Here is a 20,264-nt window from a genome sequence, read left to right as displayed (position 1 = left end):
GGCCCGCGGCGCTCCTCTCACCTGCGGAGCGGCACCTTCATATGCCGTGCTTCTTGAGGATCGCCTCGATGTCGCTGAAGTCGTCGTCGCCCCCGGCCGCGGGCCGGGACGCCGGGTGGGAACCCTGGCCCAGCGAGGGCGCCGAGGCCTTCGGGGCCACCGCCCCGGGCTGCGCGGCCGCCCCGGCCGAGCGGCGCTCCTTGCGTCCCTTCCGCTCCTCGCGGGTGCCGCCGCGACGGCGCTCCACCGCCCGCGTGGTCATGAACAGCACCCAGGCCAGGCCCAGCAGCCCGAAGCCGGCCCAGGCCGTGGGACTGAAGGCGGTGCCGGCCAGCCACTCGACGACGCCGGTCATCACCAGGCCGATGGGAACGAGGGAGTAGGCGGCGATGCGGGTCGCGGCGAGGAAGCGCTTGCGCCATGCCGTGATCAGCGCGATACCCAAGCCTGCCGCGGAGACGGCGGCACAGACGGTCTCGGCAATCATCCGGTCCTCCAGGCAGGGTCGGTTCGGTGGCGACGGGCACGTGCCGACAAATACGTGACAACAAGCACTCCGTGCCCTTCCATCCTGCACCTTCCGGCCCTCGTCGGGCCACGCTCCGATCGCAGATCAGGGACATCTCCGGGTCGGCTCCTCCCCAGGTGCCGGTGCGCCGTACCCCCTCGTCGGACCCGGTGCGGACGATCGTCCGAGGTCCGATTGGGTGCCGTGGGGCGGGGCTGGGAGACTGTCGGCCATGAGTGACTCCTCCCCCGACCGTACCGCCGCCCCCGTCCTCGACGTGTGGTGCGAGCTGCAGTGCCCGGACTGCCGCGGCGCTCTCGACGATCTGCGCGCCCTGCGTGCCCGCTACGGCGACCGCCTGGAAGTACGGCTGCGGCATTTCCCGCTGGAGAAGCACAAGCACGCCTTCGCCGCCGCGCAGGCCGTCGAGGAGGCGGTCGAACAGGGGCAGGGCTGGGCGTACGTCGAGGCCGTGCTGGGGCGGGTCGAGGAGCTGGCCCGTGGGGGAGAGCCCTTCCTGGTCCAGGTCGCCCGGGAACTCGGACTGGACGCCGAGGAGTTCGACACCGCGCTGATCGACGGCCGGCACATCCTGATCGTGGACGCGGACCAGGCCGAGGGCAAGGCGATCGGGGTGACCGGCACCCCGACCTATGTCATCGACGGCGAGCGCCTCGACGGCGGCAAGAGCCAGGAGGGCCTGCGCGAGCGCATCGAGGAGATCACGGACCGGCTGCTGGCCGGGCAGTAGGCACGGACCGGGGCCGCCCGGCCTGCACGGGCCGGCCCCCACCTGCCACGTGGCCCCGTCACAGCAGGTGCTTGTACATCGCGTACCGCGTCGTCCGGTAGCCCAGTGACGTGTAGAGCCGCTCCGCCGGGGTGTTGCCCGTGAAGACGTTGAGTCCGATCGCCCGTTTCCCGGCGGCGACCGCCTGGGCCTCGGCGAGCCGCATGAGGGAGCGTCCGTGTCCCTGGCCGCGGTGCACGGCCCCGGTCTCGACCTCGAACACGAACGCGCGCTCCCCGCGCACCGCGAGCCACAGTGTGCCCACGGGTGTGCCCCGGTGTTCGAGGACGCTGAGGAGCATGCCCTCGGTCCTGAGGCCGTCGGGCAGCAGGGCGGCGTGGTCCCCGGCCGCCTTGGCCCGCGCCTCGGCCTCCGGCACGCCGCGCTCGATCCAGCTCCGCGCGTAATCCGCCTCGCTCTCGGCGGACCACGGGCCGTACTCGGCATCGGTCATCGGCCGCGCCCTGCTGCCCTCCGGCAGGGCGGGCGGGGCGTCGCCCAGCACCTTCTCCATGGCGCAGTTGCGTACGACGTAGCCGAGCGCCGTGGCGAGGCGGAAGGCTGCGTCGGCACCGGGATCGGCGGGGACGCTCGCCTCGATGCGGCGGCAGCCCCAGCTCCGCGCGATCTCCTCGGCGGCGAGCGCGGCCACCGTGCCCCGGCCGCGTCTGCGGTCCGGCTCCTCTATCCGCAGACTCATGATCCGGGCCACGGCGCCACCGGAGACGGGCTCGGTACCGAGGCGTACGCGCCCGACGGGACGGCTGTTCACGCACACCTGGTAGCGGCGGGAACGCGTGCCGTCGGGATTTCGCTGGAGCGGCTCGGCCGGCCGCAGGGTCGTGGTCATCACCGGTGTTCTACCCACTGCGGCCCGTCGGGTCAGCCGAATTCCAGAGTGTTCACGGATCGAGGTCGGCCGTGGCGTGCTCGTCGAAGATCCGCATGGCCTTGGCGGTCACCGGACCCGGCGCGCCCGGCAGTTCACGGTCGTCGACCCGGTGCACGGCCTGCACGTCCCGCAAGGTGGAGGTGAGGAAGATCTCGTCGGCCCGCTGGAGGACGTCCATCGGCAGATCGGTCTCGGCGGCGCCGGTCCACTCGACGGCCAGCGCCCGGGTGATGCCCGCGAGGCAGCCGGAGGCGACCGGCGGGGTGTGGATCTCGCCGTCCAGGACGACGAAGACGTTCGAGCCCGTGCCCTCGCAGAGCCGGCCGACCGTGTTGCCGAACAGCGCCTCGGATGCGCCCTGTTCGCGGGCGCGGGCGAGGGCGACCACGTTCTCGGCGTAGGAGGTGGTCTTCAGGCCGGTGAGCGCGCCGCGTTCGTTGCGGGTCCAGGGGACGGTGATCACGGCGGTGGAGTCGGGGCGGCGGGTGGTCCCGTCGAGGGCGACGACGAGGGTCGGGCCGTGATCGCCACGGTCGGAGCCGAGGGGGCCGTGGCCGCCGGTGTAGGTGACGCGCAGCCGGCCGAGCGGCACCGGGTTGGCCTCGAGGACGGCCGCGCAGGCGTGGCGGACCTCGTCGGCGTCGGGTTCGGGCAGGCCGAGGCCGCGGGCCGAGCGGGCCAGCCGGTCCAGATGCCGGGTCAGCGCGAACGGCCTGCCGTTCACGGTCTTCACCGTTTCGAAGATGCCGTCGCCCACGGTCAGTCCGTGGTCGAAGACGGAGACGCGGGCGGACTCGGTGTCCTGCAGCCCGCCGTCGAGCCAGATCTTCACCTCTAGGTCCCTTCACTCACCTCGTACCCGCCCGACGCTACCGCGAGCAGCCGGGACGCCTTCAGTTCGGTCTCCCGCCACTCCCTCTCCGGGTCCGATCCCCAGGTGATGCCGGCGCCGGTGCCGAACCGGAGCACGGCGGCGCCGTCCGCCCGCCGGTCGATCCAGAAGGTACGGATGCCCACCGCCAGCCCGGCGGTGCCCCGGTCGGCGTCGACCCAGCCGATGCCGCCGCAGTACGGACCGCGGGGCGTCCGCTCCAGGGCACCGATGATCCGCAGGGCGCTCGACTTGGGCGCGCCGGTGACCGAGCCGGGCGGGAACGCGGCGGCGAACAGCTCGGGCCAGCCGGCCCCGGGCCGCAGTTCGCCCCGCACCGTGGACACCAGGTGCACCAGCCCCGGATGCTTCTCGACGGCGCACAGGTCGGGCACCGTGACGCTGCCGGTGGCGCAGACCTGTCCGAGGTCGTTGCGGACGAGGTCCACGATCATCACGTTCTCGGCGTGGTCCTTGTCCAGGAGGTCGGCCTCGGTGCGCCCGGTGCCCTTGATCGGCCCGGACTCGACGGTCCGCCCCGCGCGGCTCAGGAAGAGCTCGGGTGACGCGGTGGCGATCTCCACACCGTGTCCGGGCAGCCGGATCGTTCCCGCGTACGGGGCCGGGTTGCCGCGTGCCAGCAGGGCGGTGAGGGCGTCCACGTCGGCGTCGGCCGGGACGGGAGCGGAGAGCACCCGGCAGAGGTTGGCCTGGTACACCTCGCCGGCGGCTATGTGTTCGCGGATCCGCCGGACGCCGGCCGTGTACGCCTCGTGGTCGAGGGAGGACGTCCAGTCGCCGACGGCGGGCCCCCGCCAGCCGCCGGGCACCGGCGCGGGCACCGGCTGCTCGCGGACGTCCCGGAAGCGTGCGCAGGTCAGACGGCCCTCGAAGTCCGCGCAGACGGCCCAGAAGCCACGGGAGTCCAGTGCCGCGGGATCGTCGGTGACGTCGAGGAGTCCGGTGGCCACGCGGCTGCCGAAACGGGCGAGGGGCGGGAGATCGAGCACGTCGTCGAGTCTATGGCGGGGGACGCCGAGGTGGCCTGGCCGTGTCCGTGGGCGGGCGCAGCGCAGCACGCTGCACAAACGGGTTTTTGTACTGGCCCCGGAATCCGCTAGAGTTCACCACGTCGCCGGGACGCGGAAGCCGACCGGACCGACAGGCGGACGTAGCTCAGTTGGTAGAGCGCAACCTTGCCAAGGTTGAGGTCGCGAGTTCGAACCTCGTCGTCCGCTCGAAGGAACGGGGGCCTCCCGGGCCCCCACGCTCCTGGTGGAGTGGCCGAGAGGCGAGGCAACGGCCTGCAAAGCCGTCTACACGGGTTCAAATCCCGTCTCCACCTCCATGGACGATTAGCTCAGCGGGAGAGCGCTTCCCTGACACGGAAGAGGTCACTGGTTCAATCCCAGTATCGTCCACTGGATCTTCGGATCCTCCGCGCGATTAGCTCAGCGGGAGAGCGCTTCCCTGACACGGAAGAGGTCACTGGTTCAATCCCAGTATCGCGCACGCACCGTCCGTGATCCGCTCCTCGGAGCGATCGTGGTCCCGAGGACGATTAGCTCAGCGGGAGAGCGCTTCCCTGACACGGAAGAGGTCACTGGTTCAATCCCAGTATCGTCCACCACCCCGGAACCCCCCGGCCGCCGAGCGGCCGGGGGGTTCCGTCGTCCTCGGGGTGCGGTCAGGACGAGAACAGCATGCGGCCGAAGCCCTTGTTCCGGTGGTGGCCGTAGTGGTGACCGCCGTGCGGGGCGCCCCAGGCGGGCTGCGGTGCCGCCGGGTACGCCTGCGGGGCGGCGGGCGGCACGGGCGGCGGCGCGGACTGGGACCACTGGGCCTCCAGCCGGGTCAGCGACTCGAGTTCGCCGTAGTCGAGGAAGATGCCTCGACAGCCGCTGCACTGCTCGATCTGGATACCGTTGCGGTTGTAGGTGTGCATCGGCGCACGACACTTCGGACACTGCATGTTCGGTCAACTCCTCGCCGGTCGGCCCTGCTTCGTGTTTCGCCAGGACAGACTCTGTCCGGCTGCGGTCGGTTGCACCCTACTTCGTCGACTTGTGCGTCAACTGGCCCGGGATCGCGGCCATTCGCCGACAGGCGTCGACCACGGCACGGTCCAGCTCGTCCAGGTCCCGCCCCTCCGTCACGGCCTTGGTGACCGTTCGCGCGGCGGTCTGCACGGTGAGGGCGCGGGCCGGGACGTCCAGGACGGTCCAGGGGTCGTCCCCCGGGCCGAAGGCGGTGCCGCCCGCGGCCCGGTAGGCGTCGAGGAGCCGTGTCCATTCCTCCCCCGGCAGCAGTCCGCAGGCGAACCAGGCCGCGGGGCGTGCGAGGTCCCAGGCCGGGGTGCCCGCGCCGAGATCGTCGATGTCTATCAGCCGCCAGGGTCCCTCGGGCAGGCGTACCAGCTGGCCCAGGTGGAGGTCGCCGTGGCACAGGGCGGCCGGCCGCGGCATGGGGGCCTCGGCGCGCGCCCAGGCGGGCAGGGCCGCCCAGGCCCGCAGCACGGGAGCCGCGGCCGGGTGATCGCCGACGGCGCGGAGCCCGGCGACGGCACGGGCCGCCTTGAGGGGGCCGCGCATCTTCGGTACCGCCTCGGGCAGGCGTGCGCGGTGCAGCAGGGCGAGCAGGGTGCCGACGGCCTCCCAGGGGGCGGCGTCGGGATCGTCCGGGTCGACCGGGCTGCCGTACGGCCAGAAGGTCACGAGGCGTCCGTGCAGGTCGGCCGGTGCCGGTCCGAGCGGGGGCAGGAACACGTCCGGGAGCCCGGCGGAAACGGTGAGGCGCCGGGCCAGCTCACCGGCATCGGTGTCCGGGGCGTGGGCCTTCGCGACGGTGTCCGCGTGCCGGACGACGGTGCCGTCCGGGCGGTCGGCCAGGGCGCCGGTCGCCCCGCAGGGGCAGGTGGGGGTGCGGGTGTGGGCGATGTCCTCGGCCCGGGCGGTGAGTTCGGGAAGGAGGGCGGTGACTGTCACGGGTCTCCCTGGGTGCGGCCTGGGGAGAGGGTACGCGGTGGCTGCTGAAGCACGAACCGGCGTCGGCCCCGGTGGCGCGAGGGAGGAAGCGAGCAGGCGAGGCAGCGGCGGCACGGCTCACCGCAGTGACGAGGCACCGGCGGGCGGCGGCAGCCGCGCGCTTCGGTTCAGGCACACAAAAGTGCCGGCGCAGCTCCCCAGCTGCGCCGGCATTTGTGCCGTCCGCCGCACCCCCGTCCCCACGGGGTTTCATGGGTGGATGTCCCCGCCCGGACCGCTCTTCCGGGCCTGGGGTCGCCGTTCAGCGCCCCAGCATCTCTCCCACGGACGACGCCTGTGTGGCCACCGTCTCCCACCCGTCGAAGACGAGGAGGAGCAGGACCGCCAGGGGGAGGGCCATGAGCGTCGCCACCACGGGGTGGCGACGGCCCTCGCGGCGTGGGCGGAACGCGGCGGTGCCCGCCTGCTGTACCCGCGTGCGGACGAGTGTCCGCGGTGCCGTGTGGGCCATGACCCCTCTCCTGACCGTTTCTGTTGTCATGCTGCTTCAGATGCCTCTGTGTGCCTTGGACAGCGGCGGGCGTCCGACCTCGGGGGACGAGTACCGCACCCGCTGCTCAACCTCAAATCTAGGGGCCCGGCGCCGCCCGGACGTCATGCCCTCGTACCGATTACCGGGCCTCCCGGAGGATGAGCCGTGCCCTGCGGTGTACTCCCCTGGGTGGAGACGGACTCCTCCATGTCAGGGACATCCCCGAGGGGGCGGCCGCTGCGGGCCGCCCCGCCCGTCCCCTCGCCTACTCGGAGGCGTCCGCCCTCGGCACCGGCTGCTCGACCAGCGCGAGCACCCGGTTGGCCATGAAACGGGCGGTCCGCACCACCGAGCCCGTACGCGTGACTTCACTCACTTCCACCACGCCCCGGCGCACCGCCGTCTCCACCCTGCGGCCCGCCCTGCTCGCCACCACCTCATACGTCCGCGTCGTGTCCCCCGCGTCCACGACTATCTCCACACGATCACCCTTCACTTGATCAATCCCCCTTCGGTGTCAAGTGGTTGGGATCATGCTCGGGCGCGGGCCCGGTCTGCTCGCGCCTTTCCCGGCCACTCTTCGAGTCTCCCACCCGCCACTGACAATCCGTCGTCGTGAGAGGGCGCGGCCTCTGCGCACGGGCGCCCGGGGAAACGTAAGCTGAGGCACGTCACAGGACCGGGCAGCGGGGATGAACATGGCGATGATGCGCCTGAGGCGCGAGGACCCGCGCGTCGTCGGCTCTTTCAGACTTCACCGACGGCTCGGTGCGGGCGGGATGGGCGTCGTCTACCTGGGCTCTGACAAGAAGGGGCAGCGGGTGGCGCTGAAGGTCATCCGGCCCGATCTGGCGGAGGACCAGGAGTTCCGTTCGCGGTTCGCCCGCGAGGTCTCCGCCGCCCGCCGGATCCGCGGCGGCTGCACGGCCCGCCTGGTGGCCGCCGACCTGGACGCGGACCGGCCGTGGTTCGCCACGCAGTACGTGCCCGGCCCGTCGCTGCACGACCGGGTGGCCGACGGGGGGCCGCTCGGCGCGGCCGAGGTCGCCGCGGTCGGCGCGGCCCTGTCGGAGGGGCTGGTCGCCGTGCACGAGGCCGGGGTGGTGCACCGGGACCTGAAGCCGTCCAACATCCTGCTGTCCCCGAAGGGGCCGCGGATCATCGACTTCGGCATCGCCTGGGCCACCGGCGCCTCGACGCTCACCCACGTCGGTACGGCGGTCGGCTCCCCCGGCTTCCTCGCCCCGGAACAGGTGCGCGGCGCGGCCGTCACCCCGGCCACGGACGTGTTCTCGCTGGGTGCCACGCTCGCGTACGCGTCGATGGGCGACTCGCCCTTCGGGCACGGCAGTTCCGAGGTGATGCTGTACCGCGTCGTGCACGAGGAGGCTCATCTGCACGATGTCCCGGACGCGTTGGCGCCGCTCGTCCGTGCCTGTCTGGCGAAGGACCCCGAGGAGCGGCCCAGCACCCTCCAGTTGTCGCTGCGGCTCAAGGAGATCGCCACGCGGGAGGGCCAGGGCTTCGCCGACGTGCGTCCGCCCGCACCCCGCGGCGCGGAGCCGGAGCGGACGACCGGGCGGCAGTCCGGCAGCTATCCGGACCGCGTGCAGCGTCGGGCCCCGGGTCAGCAGGGCACGTCCGGGGGGCGGGCCACTCCCCCGCCGTCCGGGGCGTCCGCCGGACGCGGTGCCGCTCCGGCCGGGAGCGGGCCGTCGCCGCGGCGCGGCGACCGGCGGGTGCCCGCGGCGCGCGGGGGCGGCGCGTCACGCGGGGGCAGCACGTCACGCGGAGGCGCCTCGCGCGGTGGTACGCCGTCCCGGTCCGGCCCGCGGTCCACGTCGGGGTCGCGGAACCCGTCCCGGTCGGGCACCGGCTCCCGCCGTCCCGGGCCCCGGACGGCGGGTGGCGGGCTGCGGCCGGCCAATCCGCGGCTGCTCCGGCAGCGGCTGTTCGTGTTCGTCGTGGTGACGTTGGTCGTCGCGGCCGGCATCGCCCTGATCCAGGGCTGCCAGGGCCCGGCACACGGACTCGGCGACGGCGGCACCGGTGTGCGGACCCAGCAGGAGCAGGGCGGCTACGCGCCGCGGGCGCCGGGCGACCTCATGGCCGAGCGGTACGCGTCGACGCTGGACCGGGACGGCTGATCCGGCCGGGATCCGGGCCCGCGCTCACCGGGGCCCCCGTCTTCGACTCGCTTCGGCACCCCTCACAAGGCCGGTCGGCCCGTCGCCACCGCGTAGAAGGCGACCGCGGCCGCGGCGCCCACGTTGAGGGAGTCGACGCCGTGGGACATCGGGATGCGGACCCGTTCGTCGGCCGCGGCCAGGGCCCGGGTGGACAGCCCGTCGCCCTCCGCGCCCAGCATGAGGGCGACCCGGTCCATCCGGTGCGGGGCGACCTCGTCGAGGCTCCGGGCCTTCTCCTCGGGTGTCAGGGCGAGGAGGGTGAAGCCCGCCTCGCGGACCGTTTCCAGGCCCTTGGGCCAGTTGTCCAGCCTGGCGTACGGAACGGAGAAGACCGCGCCCATGGAGACCTTGACGCTGCGGCGGTAGAGCGGGTCGGCACAGTCCGGGGAGAGCAGGACCGCGTCCATGCCGAGGGCGGCCGCCGAGCGGAAGATCGCGCCGATGTTGGTGTGGTCGTTGACCGACTCCATGACCACCACCCGGCGGGCGGTGCGCAGGATTTCGGCCGCCGTGGGCAGCGGCTTGCGCTGCATGGAGGCGAGCGCGCCGCGGTGCACGTGGTAGCCGGTGACCTGCTCGGCGAGTTTCGGGCTCACGGCGTAGACCGGGGCGGGGAGTTCGTCGATGACGTCGCGCATCGCGTCGACCCACTTGGCCGAGAGCAGCATGGAGCGCATCCGGTAGCCCGCGTCCTTGGCGCGTCTGATGACCTTCTCGCCCTCGGCGATGAACAGGCCCTCGGCGGGTTCGCGGGTGCGGCGCAACTCCACGTCGGTCAGGCCCGTGTAGTCGTGCAGGCGCGGGTCGTCGGGGTCCTCGAGGGTGATGAGATCGGCCACGGGGGTGATACTGCCTTGTCCTGGATGGGTGCCGACGGCCGGGACCGGCCGTGTTACCGAGGGTTGCTTCCGGAGGGGTCGCCCGGGGTCACCGCGAGGCCCGTGAAGACCCGGGAGCCCGTGCGGGCGGGGGGCCGACGTTCACGACCTCCCCGATGACGATCACCGCCGGCGGTCTGACCTCCTCGGCGCGGACGGTCTCGGCGACCGTGGCGAGGGTGGCGTCGACGCGTCGCTGCGCGGCCGTGGTGCCCTCCTGGACCAGGGCGACCGGAGTGTCCGGCGACCTGCCGTGCGCCACGAGGGTCTCGGCGATCCGGCCGATCTTGTCGACGCCCATGAGGACCACCAGGGTGCCGGTCAGCTTCGCCAGGGACGGCCAGTCGGCCAGGGAACGCTCGTCGTCGGGCGCGACATGGCCGCTGACCACGGTGAACTCATGGGCCACACCGCGGTGGGTGACCGGAATCCCGGCAGCGCCCGGCACCGAGATGGAGCTGGAGATGCCGGGGACGACCGTGCACGGGATGCCCGCCTCGGCGAGTGCCTGAAGCTCCTCCATTCCACGGCCGAAGACATACGGGTCGCCGCCCTTGAGCCGGACCACCGACTTGCCCTGCCGGGCGTGTTCGATCAGCGCGTTGTTGATGGCCTCCTGCGCCATGAACCGGCCGTACGGGATCTTCGCCGCGTCGATCACCTCGACGTGCGGCGGGAGTTCGGCCAGCAGGTCGCGCGGGCCGAGCCGGTCGGCGATGACGACGTCCGCCTCGGCGAGCAGCCGGCGGCCGCGCACGGTGATCAGGTCCGGGTCGCCGGGACCGCCGCCGACCAGGGCGACGCCCGGGGTCCGGGTGCGGTGGTGCGGGGCGACGAGGGTACCGTCGCGCAGGCCCTCGACCACGGCGTCACGGATGGCGGCGGTGCGGCGGGGGTCGCGGCCCTTGGCGTCCGTGGTGAGGACGGCGACGGTGACGCCCTCGCTGTGCCCGGTGGCCGGGGTCCAGGCGGTGGCCCGGTCCGCGTCGTCGGAACGGACGCACCAGACGCGGTGGCGTTCCGCCTCGGCGGAGGCCCTGGTGTTGGCCTCGTCGTCGCCGGTGGCGATCAGGGCGTACCAGGCGTCCGCGAGGTCGCCCTCGGTGTACCGGCGCCGCTGCCAGGTGATCTCGCCGGCGTCCGCCATCGCCTCCACCGACGGCGTCGCCTCGGGGGAGACCAGAAGGATGTCGCCGCCGGCCGCGATGAGGGCGGGCAGGCGGCGCTGGGCGACCTGGCCACCGCCGAGGACGACCACTCGGCGGCCGGCGAGGCGGAGGCCCACGGGGTAGGCGGGGTGTTCGGCCATGAGGTGCGGCTCCTCGTACGGGCGGCGTGCGCGGGCGCTACGGCACTGGAGCGGCCCTGACGTGCGGTGTGCGGATGGGGTGTGCGGATGGGGGCTTCAGCGCCCGGCGGGGGCGGGGCGGCGGTCGCCGCCCCGCCCCCGCCGGGCACCTGCTACTTCTCGGTGACGCCCGCCGAGTCGAACGTCGCCACCTCGTGCATGACACGCGCCGTGCTCTGCACCATCGGCAGGGCGAGCAGCGCGCCCGTGCCCTCACCGAGGCGCAGGTCGAGGTCGACCAGCGGGCGCAGACCCAGCTTGTTGAGGGCGGCCACATGGCCGGGCTCGGCGCTGCGGTGTCCGGCGATGCAGGCGGCCAGCACCTCGGGGGCGATGGCCCGGGCCACCAGGGCCGCGGCCCCGGCGCTGACGCCGTCCAGGATCACCGGCGTACGCAGCGACGCGCCGCCGAGGAGCAGGCCGACCATGGCCGCGTGTTCGAAGCCGCCGACGGCGGCGAGGACGCCGAGGGGGTCGGCCGGGTCCGGCCGGTGCAGTTCGAGGGCGCGGCGCACGACCTCGGTCTTGCGGACCAGGGTCTCGTCGTTGATGCCGGTGCCCCGGCCGGTGACCTCCGCCGGGTCCGCGCCGGTGAAGACCGAGATCAGGGCGGCGGACGCGGTGGTGTTGGCGATGCCCATCTCACCGGTGAGCAGGGCCTTGTTGCCGGCCGCGACCAGGTCGCGGGCGGTCTCGATACCCACCTCGATGGCCTGCTTGGCCTCCTCGCGGGTCATCGCGGGGCCGGCGGTCATGTCGGAGGTTCCGGCCCGGACCTTGCGCGGCAGCAGTCCGGGGGTGGCCGGAAGGTCGGAGGCCACCCCCACGTCGACGACGCAGACCTCGGCGCCCACCTGGGTGGCGAAGGCGTTGCAGACCGCTCCCCCGCCGAGGAAGTTGGCCACCATCTGGGCGGTGACCTCCTGCGGCCACGGGGTGACGCCCTGGGCGTGCACGCCGTGGTCGCCCGCGAAGACCGCGACGGCCGCGGGCTCCGGGACGGGCGGCGGGCACTGGCGGGACAGCCCGGCCAGCTGCGCGGAGATGATCTCCAGCATGCCGAGCGCGCCGGCCGGCTTGGTCATGCGCTTCTGCCGCTCCCACGCCTCGCCGAGCGCCTTGGCGTCCAGCGGACGGATCTGCGCGACGGTCTCCGCGAGCAGGTCGTGCGGGTCCTCGCCGGGCAGCGCACGTCTGCCGTAGGTCTCCTCGTGCACGACCCAGGACAGCGGGCGCCGCTTGGACCAGCCCGCCTGCATCAGCTCGGGCTCGTCCGGGAACTCGTCGACGTAGCCCACGCAGAGGTAGGCGACGACCTCGAGGTGCTCGGGCAGGCCCAGCGCGCGGACCATCTCGCGCTCGTCGAAGAAGCTGACCCAGCCGACTCCGAGTCCCTCGGCGCGCGCGGCGAGCCACAGGTTCTCGACGGCCAGCGCGGAGGAGTACGGCGCCATCTGGGGCTGGGTGTGCCGCCCCAGTGTGTGCCGGCCGCCACGGGTCGGATCGGCGGTGACGACGATGTTCACCGGGGTGTCGAGGATGGCCTCGATCTTCAGTTCCTTGAACTGCTTCGCCCGGCCCTTGGGCAGGGTCTTGGCGTAGGCGTCGCGCTGACGCGTGGCCAGTTCGTGCATGCCGCGCCGGGTCTCGGCGGAACGGATGACGACGAAGTCCCAGGGCTGCGAGTGGCCCACGGAAGGCGCCGTGTGGGCGGCCTCCAGGACGCGGAGCAGGACCTCGTGCGGGATGGGGTCGTCGCGGAAGCCGTTACGGATGTCCCGGCGCTCCCGCATGACCTTCAGTACGGCCTCGCGCTCGGCGGCGTCGTAGCCGGGGGCGGGGGGACCCGCGGGCGGTGCGGTGTCGGGCACTCCGGCGCCCTGGGTGTCCAGGTCGTCCGGGTTCTGCGCGGGTTCGTTCTGGGCCTGGTCGTTGTGGATCGGCTCGTTCCGGGCCGGTGCTGGGGGCAGCGCGTCGGTGCCGGTGGCGTCGGCCGGGTGGGGTGCGGGCACCGGGGCGGCGGCTTCCGGCGCGGGCTGTTCCTCGGTGGGGAGGGTCAGGGGCTGCGGCGGCGTCGGCGCGAGGTGCGGGGTGACCGGAACGTTCCCCTCCGGGGAGACGGACTCCTCCGGCGCCTGCTCCGGCCGGGCCTCCGGGAGAGCGGCGCCGTCGGGGGCCGGCCCGGGTCCGGCTGCAGGGGCCGCGTCCGGGGCGGGGGCCTCGGTGTCCGAAGCGGCCGGAGACCCGGGAAGGGGCGCCCACGCCTCCTGGACGGGCGGGGCGAAGGGAACGGTCGGAGCCTGGGGCTGGGCCTGCTGCGGTCCCTGGACCGGGGAGATGACCGGCTGGTGCCCGCTGTTCGGGCTTTCTGCGACCGGCTCGGCCTCCGGCTGCGGGAGGAGCGGTTCGGCTGCCGCGTCAGGAGCGGGCACCGCGTCAGGTGCGGGTGCGGGCGCGGGTGCGGCAGGGTCGGGGGCTTCGGCTGTCTCCGCCGGGCCGGGCGCGGGTACCGGCTGCTCCGTTTCCGTTGCGGGGGCGTGCCCGGGTGCCGGAATGCCGTCGACTGCGGCCGGGGGCACGGAGGCCGATGCCTCCTCGTCACCCACAGCGGTCACGGCGGCGGCAGCGGTCACGGCAGCCATGTGCGGGACGGCCTGGCCGGTGACCGGCCCGTGGGGATCGTGGGCCCCGGCGTCCGCCTCGCCGGTCGCTGCGGGAACGGCGGCGTCACCGGTCGTCGCCCCCGCCTCGGCGGCAGCGGCATCCGTCGCGTCCGCGTCGGGGCGGGCGGCGTCGGGGGTGACGCTCTCCGGCGTCCGGGCGGCCACGGGTTCCTGGTCCGGAACTCCCGGCGCCATGGCGACGACGGGTACGGGCCCCTCCTGCCCCGTGACCTCGGCCCCGGCGACCATGGCGTCGGCCGCCTCGGCGGCCGGTCCCCCGGCGGTCGGCGCCGTGGTCGCCGGGAGACCGGCGCCCTGACCGGCTTCCGGAGCGACGGGAGGCACGGCGTCAGCGGCAGGACTCATGCCGGCTCCGCCCGCATCGGCCGCCGTCGGTACGGGCGCACTCTCGGCACTCTCGGCGCCCTGCTGTTCCTCCGCGACCGCTGCCGCCACCGGCGCAGGCGTCTCCGGCACCGCAGGGGTCTCCGCCTCAGGTGCCGCCGGTGTCTGCGAGGGCACCGCCGACACCACGTCCTCCGTCGCGACCTGCGCCTCAGCGGTGGCGCCCGCCTCCGTCGGGACACGGGTGACGAGTGCCTGGGCTGCGCCCACCGGCTGCGGCGACGGAGCAACCGCTTCCGCCTGGGCCGGCGCGCCCGCGCCCACCGGCGCCGGGGCGACCCAGGGCTCCGCCGTCTGCGGGGCCGCCTCCCGGGGCCGCGGCACGTCGAGGTACTCGGGGCCGACGACCGGCGGGCCGACCTGGCGCACCGGCACGTCGGCCGGACCGCGGTCGGCGAGCGAGCGGACCGGGCCGGTGGTGGCGCTGGGGATGGGCGGGCCGAGGTGCAACGGACGGCGCGGCACCGCCGGCACCGCCGGCTCGTGCGTGAACGCGCGGCCGGGTGCCTGCGCCCGCTCCGGTTCGGGGAGGCGGACACCGCCGAGGTCGACCGAGCCGGTGTCCCGGCCGGCCGTCTCGTGCGGTCCCGGCTCGTGCACGGTCTCGACGACCGGCTCGGGCGCGGGTGGGGCGACCTCGTTGCCCCAGGCGCCCTGGGCACCGGGCAGCAGCAGCTCTTCGTCTTCGGCGGAACTCTCGGAGAGGTAGGTGTACGGGTCGGGCGCGGGGACGCCCGGCTGCTCCACCATGCCTGCGTTCTCCGGCAGTTCCTCGCCCGGGACCTGGCCGGTGTCGGTCATGCGTACCCCTCGCCCATCGGTTAGTGCTCCTACGACCAGCTCACCCGGAACGGCGCACCGACCGCCCCACACTGAAGAACGAGCGTGCGTCCCCAGCGGCACGAACGGCCTGCCGAGAAAAGGAGACAAAGCCATTCACTGGCATTGTCGCTGCCGTAGTGCCGTCGCGTCAGCTTGATCGGCGACGGTTCCGCTGTGGACTGCGCCACGTTGCGCGTCCTTGGGTTCCGCCGTACCACACACACCCCGAAAGGGGCGTGTTTTCGGTACATCGGCCGACGAGTCGGCGAGCGTCCGAGTTGCGGTACAACGATCGGCCAGCCTACCGCGAGCGGTACGACAACCCGATCACGGGGACGGCATCGGGGCCGGGGGACGCTATCAGGGGGTGCGCGCGGGCAGTACGCCGCTGAGCAGGAACGCGACGCTCCGCTCCGTCTCCGTCCAGGCCCTGGTGTCGAGTTCGACGGACTGCAGGAGGGCGCACTCGACGGTGTAGCCGTGTTCCGTCAGCTCCCGGCCGATGCGTTCGGCCGCGTCGCGGGTGGCGGCGTGCGTGACGATGCGCTGCGGGCGGCGGTCGGCGACCGCCGTGACCACCGCCGCTCCCCCGCCGCCGACCCGGACGACGTCCGGTTCCGGGAGGTCCTCCAGGACGTGCGGGGCGGTGCCGTGCACGATCTGGAGCTGGACGCCGTACCGGCGGGCGGTGGACTCGGTGCGCGCGCAGGCCCGCGGGTCGCCGTCGACGGCGATGACCCCGGCGCCGGCCCGTGCCGCCTCGGTGGCGAAGGCACCGCTGCCGCAGCCGATGTCCCACACGAGGTCGCCCGGCCGCGGTCCGAGCCGGGCGAGTTGGGAGACGCGCAGCGGCTCCCGCTCGCCCTCGCCGAGTTCACCGCCGTAGGCCTCGGCCGGCAGTGTCCAGCCGCGCGGGCCCGCGGCGGGGTCGCGTCCGGCGATCCAGCCGCCGGACTCGCCGGCGGCGGCCGGGCCACCGATCACGATGACGACGTTGGGGTCGCGCCAGGTGTGGTCGGCTGCCTTGTCGGAGGTGACGACGCTGACCTGTTCGCGAGCGGTGCCGAGTTCCTCACAGATGACGAAGGTGCGGTGGACGCCCTCCATGAGCAGGCCCAGTTCGGCGGGGCCTGCTCCGGGAGAGGTGAGGACCGCCACTTTGCTGTGGGCTCGGCAGACGTTCACCGCGCGTCGCAGGGTTCGGCGGTGTGCGACGACCACCTGTGCGTCGTCCCAGGGCATTCCGGCCCTGGCGAAGGCGGCGGCGACCGAGGAGACGGCGGGGACGACCTCGACCTCCAGGCCGAACTCGGGTGCGCGCAGGGTCCGTACGACGCCGAAGAAGCCGGGGTCGCCGTCGGCGAGGACCACCGCCGTGCCGCGGTGGCCGGCGACCCGGCGGGCGGCCAGGGCGGCGCTGCCGAGCCGGACGCGCTCGGCGCCCGCGGGTACCTCGGGGAGTTCCAGGTGGTGCGGGGCGCCCGCCACCAGGGTGGCGGCGCCCAGTGCGGCGCGGGCCGCTGCGGTCAGCGGCGAACCGTCCCAGCCGATCACCGTGACCCGGTCGGCCATCGTCGTCAGTCTCCTGGGTTGTGCGCGGGTCGTCTGGGGGGGTGTACGCGGGTCCGTCGTCGGCCGCCGCGCCCGCGGGCGGGCCTGGTGAGAGTACCTGGTACGGCCATGCAGTGGGTGGACGATACCGTCGGCCGCGGGTTCGCGGAGGGTCAGCTCCAGTCGCTGAGGGTGGTGAACTCGCCGGTGTCGGCCAGGGGTCCGGACCCGCCCTCGAGGTCCTCCGGCAGCAGGCTCCAGACGATGAAGTCGGTGCGGACGTCCGTCCAGCCGCCGTCCTCGGTGCGGACGTGGGCTATGCAGGCGTTGCGCAGGACGCCCTCACTGATGCAGCCGATCTTCTGGGCGACCTGTTGCGAGGCGGTGTTGTCGGCGGCGGTGCGCAGCTCGACGCGTTCCAGCTTCTGGTCGCCGAAGAGCCACTGGGCGGTGGCGAGCGCGGCCTCGGAGGCGTATCCCTCGCCCCGCGCCCAGGGGGCGACGATGTACGACAGTTCGGTGGACCGGATGTGCCAGTCGGTGCCGGTGAGCCGGATGACGCCGACCAGGCGCTGGGTGAGGAACTCGGTGACGGCGAGGTCGATCCCCCGTCCGGCCATCCGTTCGGCGGGGGACTCCTCGGTGATCCAGGTGCGGACGGCCGTTTCGGTGAAGGGCCGGGGAACGTCGGTCCAGGCGGCGACCTGTTCGTCGTTCATCATCTCGGCCAGGGCGGGGACGTCGTCCTCGTCGAGGGGACGCAGCACCAACCGCTCCGTGCTGATGGAGATGTTGGGGAAGGTGCTGCTCGTCATGCGCCGCTCCGTAACCTTCGAGACCTTCGGGACCGTCAGGTCCTGCTGAACTGCCCAGCATGCAGCATGAAAGCACCGAACCGCACCACGGGGGCCACTCCGTGTACCGGAGTGGCCCCCGTGGGTGCCGGACGGGTCGAGCGCGTGGTGCTCGCGGTGCGCGCGTCCCCCGGATCAGAAGGCGGCGACGACCGAACCGGCGTACTTGTCGTCGATGAACTTCTTGACCTCGTCGGAGGTGAGGAGCTCGGCGAGCTTCTTCACGCGCGGGTCGTCCTCGTTGCCCTCCTTGACGGCGAGGAAGTTGGCGTGCGGGTTGCCCTCGGCGGCCTCGAGGACGAGGGCGTCCTCGGCCGGCTTGAGGTCGGCCCCGATGGCGTAGTTGCCGTTGACGACCGCGGCGTCGACGTCGGCCAGGGCGCGCGGCGTCTGGGCCGCCTCCAGCTCCTTGAACTTGAGCTTCTTCGGGTTCTCGGTGATGTCCGAGGGGGTCGCCTCGAAGCCGACGCCGTCCTTGATCGTGATGATCTTGTTGGCCGCGAGCAGCTGCAGCGCGCGTCCCTCGTTGATGGTGTCGTTGGGGATGGCGATGGTCGCGCCGCTCTTCAGCTCGTCGGCTTCCTTGACCTTCTGGGAGTAGAGGCCGAGCGGCTCCAGGTGCACGTCGCCGGCGGGCACGATGTGCGTGCCGTTCTTCTGGTTGAAGTCGTCGAGGTACGCCTGGGTCTGGAAGTAGTTGGCGTCCACCGAGCCGTCCTCCGTGGAGGTGTTCGGCGTGACGTAGTCGGTGACCTCCTTGACCTCCAGGTCGAGCCCGGCCTTCTCGGCCAGGTTGTCCTTGACGAAGTTGAGGATCTCGGCGTGCGGCACGGGGCTCGCGGCGACGGTCAGCGTGCCGGAGGCGTCGGATCCGGACTTCTCCTCCGAGCCGCAGGCGGTGAGGCCGAGGCTGAGGGCTCCGACGGCGAGGACAGCGGTGGTGATCTTGACGGTGTTACGCACGAAAAGTGCCTTTCCTTCAGGGTGGTGCGGCCCCGGCTCGGGGTGGTGCGGGGCCTTCGGGGAAGTGGGGGTCTACGGGGGTCTAGGGGACGGAAGACTGAGGGCGGGCCGGGTTCACCCGGTCTTGCCGGCGTCGGCCGTCGCCGGTTCCCTGGTCTTGAGCAGCCGCAGCTTCGGCCCGGCGTCCGGGCGTCCGCCGCGGTGGTGCAGGGAGCGGGCCGCGTAGTCGCCGGCGAACTGGATGAGGGAGATGGCCACGGCGAGGATCGCGACGGTGACCCACATCAGCCCGGTCTCGAAGCGCTGGTAGCCGTAGCGGACCGCGAGGTCGCCGAGTCCGCCGCCGCCCACGGTGCCGGCCATGGCCGAGTAGCCGATGAGGGCGATGATCGTGGTGGTGGTGCTGGCGATCAGCGAGGGCAGCGCCTCGGGCACGAGGACCCTGCGGACGATCGTCCAGGTGTTGCCGCCCATGGCCTGCACGGCCTCGACGAGTCCGTGGTCCACTTCGCGCACGGCCGTCTCGACGAGCCGGGCGAAGAAGGGGATGCCGCCGATGGCGAGCGGCACGATCGCGGCCTCGCTGCCGATGGTCGTCCCGGTGATCCAGCGGGTGAAGCTCATCAGGGCGACCATGAGGATGATGAACGGCATCGAGCGGCCGACGTTCACGATCTGGCCGACGACCTTGTTCACCAGGCTGTTCTGCAGCAGCCCGCCCCTGTCGGTGAGGACGAGCAGCACGCCGATCGGGAGCCCGACGACGACGGAGATCAGGGTGGACCAGCCCACCATGACCAGTGTTTCCCAGCACGCCTGTTCCAGCAGGGGCTGCATCTGGGACCAGGTCACTTGGCCGTCTCCTTCACGAGGGTCCGCGCGGTCCGCGCGGTCTGCGCCGCCTGTGCCGCCCGCTCGACGACGTCGATCTGCAGCCCCTGCTCCCGCAGGAAGCCGATCGGCACGACGTTGTCCTCGTAGCGGCCCGGGAGTTCGATGCGCATCCTGCCCACCTGGAGACCTCCGACGGTGTCGATGGCGGCACCGAGGATCGATATGTCGATGTTGTAGGTACGGGCCAGCTGGGAGATGACCGGCTGGGTCGCGCTCTCGCCCTGGAAGGTGACGTCCAGGACGGTGCGGTCGTCGCCCGAGGCCTCACCGGCGACCGGGAACAGCGCGGAGGCCAGTTCGGAGCCGGGGGTGGCGAGGAGTTCGGTGACCGTGCCGGACTCGACGATCCGGCCCTTCTCCATCAGCGCGGCCGAGTCGCAGATCGTCTTCACGACGTCCATCTCGTGCGTGATGAGCAGGACGGTCAGGCCGAGCTGGCGGTTCAGGTCGCGCAGCAGCGCCAGGATCGAGCGGGTGGTCTCCGGGTCGAGCGCGCTGGTGGCCTCGTCGGACAGCAGCACCTTCGGATCGCCGGCCAGTGCGCGGGCGATGCCGACGCGCTGCTTCTGGCCGCCGGAGAGCTGGGCGGGGTAGGCCTTGGCCTTGTCGGCGAGGCCCACCAGGTCGAGCAGTTCCAGCGCCTTGAGGGAACGTTCCTTCCCCGACTGCCCGAGGATCTCCAGCGGCAGTTCGACGTTGTCCTGCACGGTGCGCGAGGAGAGCAGGTTGAAGTGCTGGAAGACCATGCCGATACGGCTGCGCGCCTGCCGCAGTTCCCGCCCGGCGCGCGGGCCGCGCCCGGCCAGGGCGGTGAGGTCCTGCCCGGCCACGGTCACGGTGCCCGAGGTGGGGCGCTCGAGCAGGTTGACACAGCGGATGAGCGAGGACTTGCCGGCGCCGGACTGGCCGATGACGCCGTAGACCTCGCCTTCGCGGACGTGCAGGTCGACGCCGTCCAGGGCGGTGACCTCGCGTCCGCGAGAGCGGTAGACCTTGCTCAGGCCCGAGGTGGTGATCACGTGAACATCCGTCACTGTCGAGTGCGCGACACGTCGTGGCGCCGGCACGAGGCATTCAGGGTCGAAAGCAGCCCGTACGCGGCACGGCTTCTCCCGAGCGC

Annotated in this window: 18 protein-coding genes and 5 tRNA genes; 7 read left to right on the top strand and 16 right to left on the bottom strand. The window is 73.1% G+C overall.

What is annotated here, in order from left to right; translation table 11 throughout:
• Window positions 1-37: 37 nt before the first annotated feature.
• The gene (locus PYS65_RS29715) at window positions 38-487 is read right to left on the bottom strand and encodes a hypothetical protein (protein WP_279337013.1); all 450 of its coding nucleotides are present in this window, start codon (window positions 485-487) and stop codon (window positions 38-40) included.
• Between the two features lie 253 nt (window positions 488-740).
• Between PYS65_RS29715 and PYS65_RS29710 the strand changes: the two genes are divergently transcribed.
• On the top strand, window positions 741-1,259 hold the full coding sequence (locus PYS65_RS29710; RefSeq protein WP_279337012.1) for a DsbA family protein: 519 nt from the start codon (window positions 741-743) through the stop codon (window positions 1,257-1,259).
• 58 nt (window positions 1,260-1,317) lie between these two features.
• Here the strand turns inward: PYS65_RS29710 and PYS65_RS29705 are convergent, their stop codons facing one another.
• Genes PYS65_RS29705 through PYS65_RS29695 form a run of 3 tightly spaced genes read right to left on the bottom strand, consistent with a single transcriptional unit; the run spans window position 1,318 to window position 4,071 of the window.
• Complete coding sequence (locus tag PYS65_RS29705) at window positions 1,318-2,148, bottom strand: GNAT family N-acetyltransferase (protein WP_279337011.1); 831 nt, start codon at window positions 2,146-2,148, stop codon at window positions 1,318-1,320.
• 52 nt (window positions 2,149-2,200) lie between these two features.
• Window positions 2,201-3,022, bottom strand: a complete 822-nt coding sequence (locus PYS65_RS29700) for an aminotransferase class IV (RefSeq protein ID WP_279337010.1) — start codon at window positions 3,020-3,022, stop codon at window positions 2,201-2,203.
• A gap of 2 nt (window positions 3,023-3,024) precedes the next feature.
• Complete coding sequence (locus tag PYS65_RS29695) at window positions 3,025-4,071, bottom strand: chorismate-binding protein (RefSeq protein ID WP_279337009.1); 1,047 nt, start codon at window positions 4,069-4,071, stop codon at window positions 3,025-3,027.
• Window positions 4,072-4,226: 155 nt separating this feature from the next.
• Between PYS65_RS29695 and PYS65_RS29690 the strand changes: the two genes are divergently transcribed.
• From PYS65_RS29690 to PYS65_RS29670, 5 genes are all read left to right on the top strand, one after another.
• A tRNA-Gly gene (locus PYS65_RS29690) sits at window positions 4,227-4,299 on the top strand.
• A gap of 36 nt (window positions 4,300-4,335) precedes the next feature.
• Window positions 4,336-4,409 (top strand) — tRNA-Cys (locus tag PYS65_RS29685).
• Between the two features lies 1 nt (window position 4,410).
• Window positions 4,411-4,482: transfer RNA gene (locus PYS65_RS29680), tRNA-Val, on the top strand.
• Between the two features lie 19 nt (window positions 4,483-4,501).
• A tRNA-Val gene (locus tag PYS65_RS29675) sits at window positions 4,502-4,573 on the top strand.
• 43 nt (window positions 4,574-4,616) lie between these two features.
• Window positions 4,617-4,691, top strand: a tRNA-Val gene (locus PYS65_RS29670).
• A gap of 57 nt (window positions 4,692-4,748) precedes the next feature.
• On the opposite strand, the gene PYS65_RS29665 is transcribed toward PYS65_RS29670, so the two are convergent.
• The 4 genes from PYS65_RS29665 to PYS65_RS29650 all read right to left on the bottom strand — a co-directional run bounded on the left by PYS65_RS29665 (window position 4,749) and on the right by PYS65_RS29650 (window position 7,073).
• The gene (locus PYS65_RS29665; protein ID WP_279337008.1) at window positions 4,749-5,033 is read right to left on the bottom strand and encodes a TFIIB-type zinc ribbon-containing protein; all 285 of its coding nucleotides are present in this window, start codon (window positions 5,031-5,033) and stop codon (window positions 4,749-4,751) included.
• Between the two features lie 79 nt (window positions 5,034-5,112).
• Entirely contained in the window at window positions 5,113-6,045 is a 933-nt protein-coding gene (locus PYS65_RS29660; RefSeq protein ID WP_279337007.1) for a phosphotransferase family protein, read from the bottom strand.
• 301 nt (window positions 6,046-6,346) lie between these two features.
• Window positions 6,347-6,556, bottom strand: coding sequence for a hypothetical protein (locus PYS65_RS29655; protein ID WP_109379504.1), 210 nt, complete (start codon window positions 6,554-6,556; stop codon window positions 6,347-6,349).
• A 286-nt stretch (window positions 6,557-6,842) separates the two neighbouring features.
• Window positions 6,843-7,073 carry a hypothetical protein gene (locus PYS65_RS29650; RefSeq protein WP_279337006.1) on the bottom strand — a complete coding sequence of 77 codons (231 nt, stop codon included), beginning with the start codon at window positions 7,071-7,073 and terminating at the stop codon, window positions 6,843-6,845.
• 196 nt (window positions 7,074-7,269) lie between these two features.
• Between PYS65_RS29650 and PYS65_RS29645 the strand changes: the two genes are divergently transcribed.
• Complete coding sequence (locus PYS65_RS29645) at window positions 7,270-8,724, top strand: serine/threonine-protein kinase (protein ID WP_279337005.1); 1,455 nt, start codon at window positions 7,270-7,272, stop codon at window positions 8,722-8,724.
• A 62-nt stretch (window positions 8,725-8,786) separates the two neighbouring features.
• On the opposite strand, the gene PYS65_RS29640 is transcribed toward PYS65_RS29645, so the two are convergent.
• From PYS65_RS29640 to PYS65_RS29605, 8 genes are all read right to left on the bottom strand, one after another.
• Window positions 8,787-9,605 (bottom strand): TrmH family RNA methyltransferase, encoded by an 819-nt coding sequence (locus PYS65_RS29640; RefSeq protein ID WP_279337004.1) that lies wholly within the window; start codon window positions 9,603-9,605, stop codon window positions 8,787-8,789.
• A gap of 88 nt (window positions 9,606-9,693) precedes the next feature.
• Window positions 9,694-10,953 carry a uroporphyrinogen-III C-methyltransferase gene (gene cobA / locus PYS65_RS29635; protein WP_279337003.1) on the bottom strand — a complete coding sequence of 420 codons (1,260 nt, stop codon included), beginning with the start codon at window positions 10,951-10,953 and terminating at the stop codon, window positions 9,694-9,696.
• A gap of 152 nt (window positions 10,954-11,105) precedes the next feature.
• Complete coding sequence (cobT, locus tag PYS65_RS29630; protein WP_279337002.1) at window positions 11,106-14,861, bottom strand: nicotinate-nucleotide--dimethylbenzimidazole phosphoribosyltransferase; 3,756 nt, start codon at window positions 14,859-14,861, stop codon at window positions 11,106-11,108.
• Between the two features lie 381 nt (window positions 14,862-15,242).
• Complete coding sequence (cbiE, locus tag PYS65_RS29625; protein ID WP_279337001.1) at window positions 15,243-16,454, bottom strand: precorrin-6y C5,15-methyltransferase (decarboxylating) subunit CbiE; 1,212 nt, start codon at window positions 16,452-16,454, stop codon at window positions 15,243-15,245.
• A 152-nt stretch (window positions 16,455-16,606) separates the two neighbouring features.
• A complete protein-coding gene (locus PYS65_RS29620; RefSeq protein ID WP_279337000.1) occupies window positions 16,607-17,248 on the bottom strand; it encodes a GNAT family N-acetyltransferase in 642 nt (213 codons plus the stop codon).
• 174 nt (window positions 17,249-17,422) lie between these two features.
• On the bottom strand, window positions 17,423-18,250 hold the full coding sequence (locus PYS65_RS29615; protein ID WP_279336999.1) for a MetQ/NlpA family ABC transporter substrate-binding protein: 828 nt from the start codon (window positions 18,248-18,250) through the stop codon (window positions 17,423-17,425).
• Window positions 18,251-18,364: 114 nt separating this feature from the next.
• Complete coding sequence (locus tag PYS65_RS29610) at window positions 18,365-19,102, bottom strand: methionine ABC transporter permease (RefSeq protein WP_279336998.1); 738 nt, start codon at window positions 19,100-19,102, stop codon at window positions 18,365-18,367.
• Window positions 19,099-20,163, bottom strand: a complete 1,065-nt coding sequence (locus tag PYS65_RS29605) for a methionine ABC transporter ATP-binding protein (RefSeq protein WP_279336997.1) — start codon at window positions 20,161-20,163, stop codon at window positions 19,099-19,101. Before PYS65_RS29605 ends, PYS65_RS29610 begins: the two co-directional genes overlap by 4 nt.
• Between the last annotated feature and the right edge of the window lie 101 nt (window positions 20,164-20,264).

This window comes from Streptomyces cathayae, from assembly GCF_029760955.1.
Lineage (GTDB): Bacteria > Actinomycetota > Actinomycetes > Streptomycetales > Streptomycetaceae > Streptomyces > Streptomyces cathayae.
This window is presented reverse-complemented; position numbering and strand designations above follow the sequence as displayed.

Bases quoted from the DNA above. Each gene is read 5' to 3' on its own strand.
- PYS65_RS29715 (WP_279337013.1), bottom strand. From the start codon at position 487: ATGATTGCCGAGACCGTCTGTGCCGCCGTCTCCGCGGCAGGCTTGGGT.
- PYS65_RS29620 (WP_279337000.1), bottom strand. From the start codon at position 17,248: ATGACGAGCAGCACCTTCCCCAACATCTCCATCAGCACGGAGCGGTTG.
- cobT (WP_279337002.1), bottom strand. From the start codon at position 14,861: ATGACCGACACCGGCCAGGTCCCGGGCGAGGAACTGCCGGAGAACGCA.
- cbiE (WP_279337001.1), bottom strand. From the start codon at position 16,454: ATGGCCGACCGGGTCACGGTGATCGGCTGGGACGGTTCGCCGCTGACC.
- PYS65_RS29710 (WP_279337012.1), top strand. From the start codon at position 741: ATGAGTGACTCCTCCCCCGACCGTACCGCCGCCCCCGTCCTCGACGTG.
- PYS65_RS29655 (WP_109379504.1), bottom strand. From the start codon at position 6,556: ATGGCCCACACGGCACCGCGGACACTCGTCCGCACGCGGGTACAGCAG.
- PYS65_RS29705 (WP_279337011.1), bottom strand. From the start codon at position 2,148: ATGACCACGACCCTGCGGCCGGCCGAGCCGCTCCAGCGAAATCCCGAC.
- PYS65_RS29645 (WP_279337005.1), top strand. From the start codon at position 7,270: ATGAACATGGCGATGATGCGCCTGAGGCGCGAGGACCCGCGCGTCGTC.
- PYS65_RS29665 (WP_279337008.1), bottom strand. From the start codon at position 5,033: ATGCAGTGTCCGAAGTGTCGTGCGCCGATGCACACCTACAACCGCAAC.
- cobA (WP_279337003.1), bottom strand. From the start codon at position 10,953: ATGGCCGAACACCCCGCCTACCCCGTGGGCCTCCGCCTCGCCGGCCGC.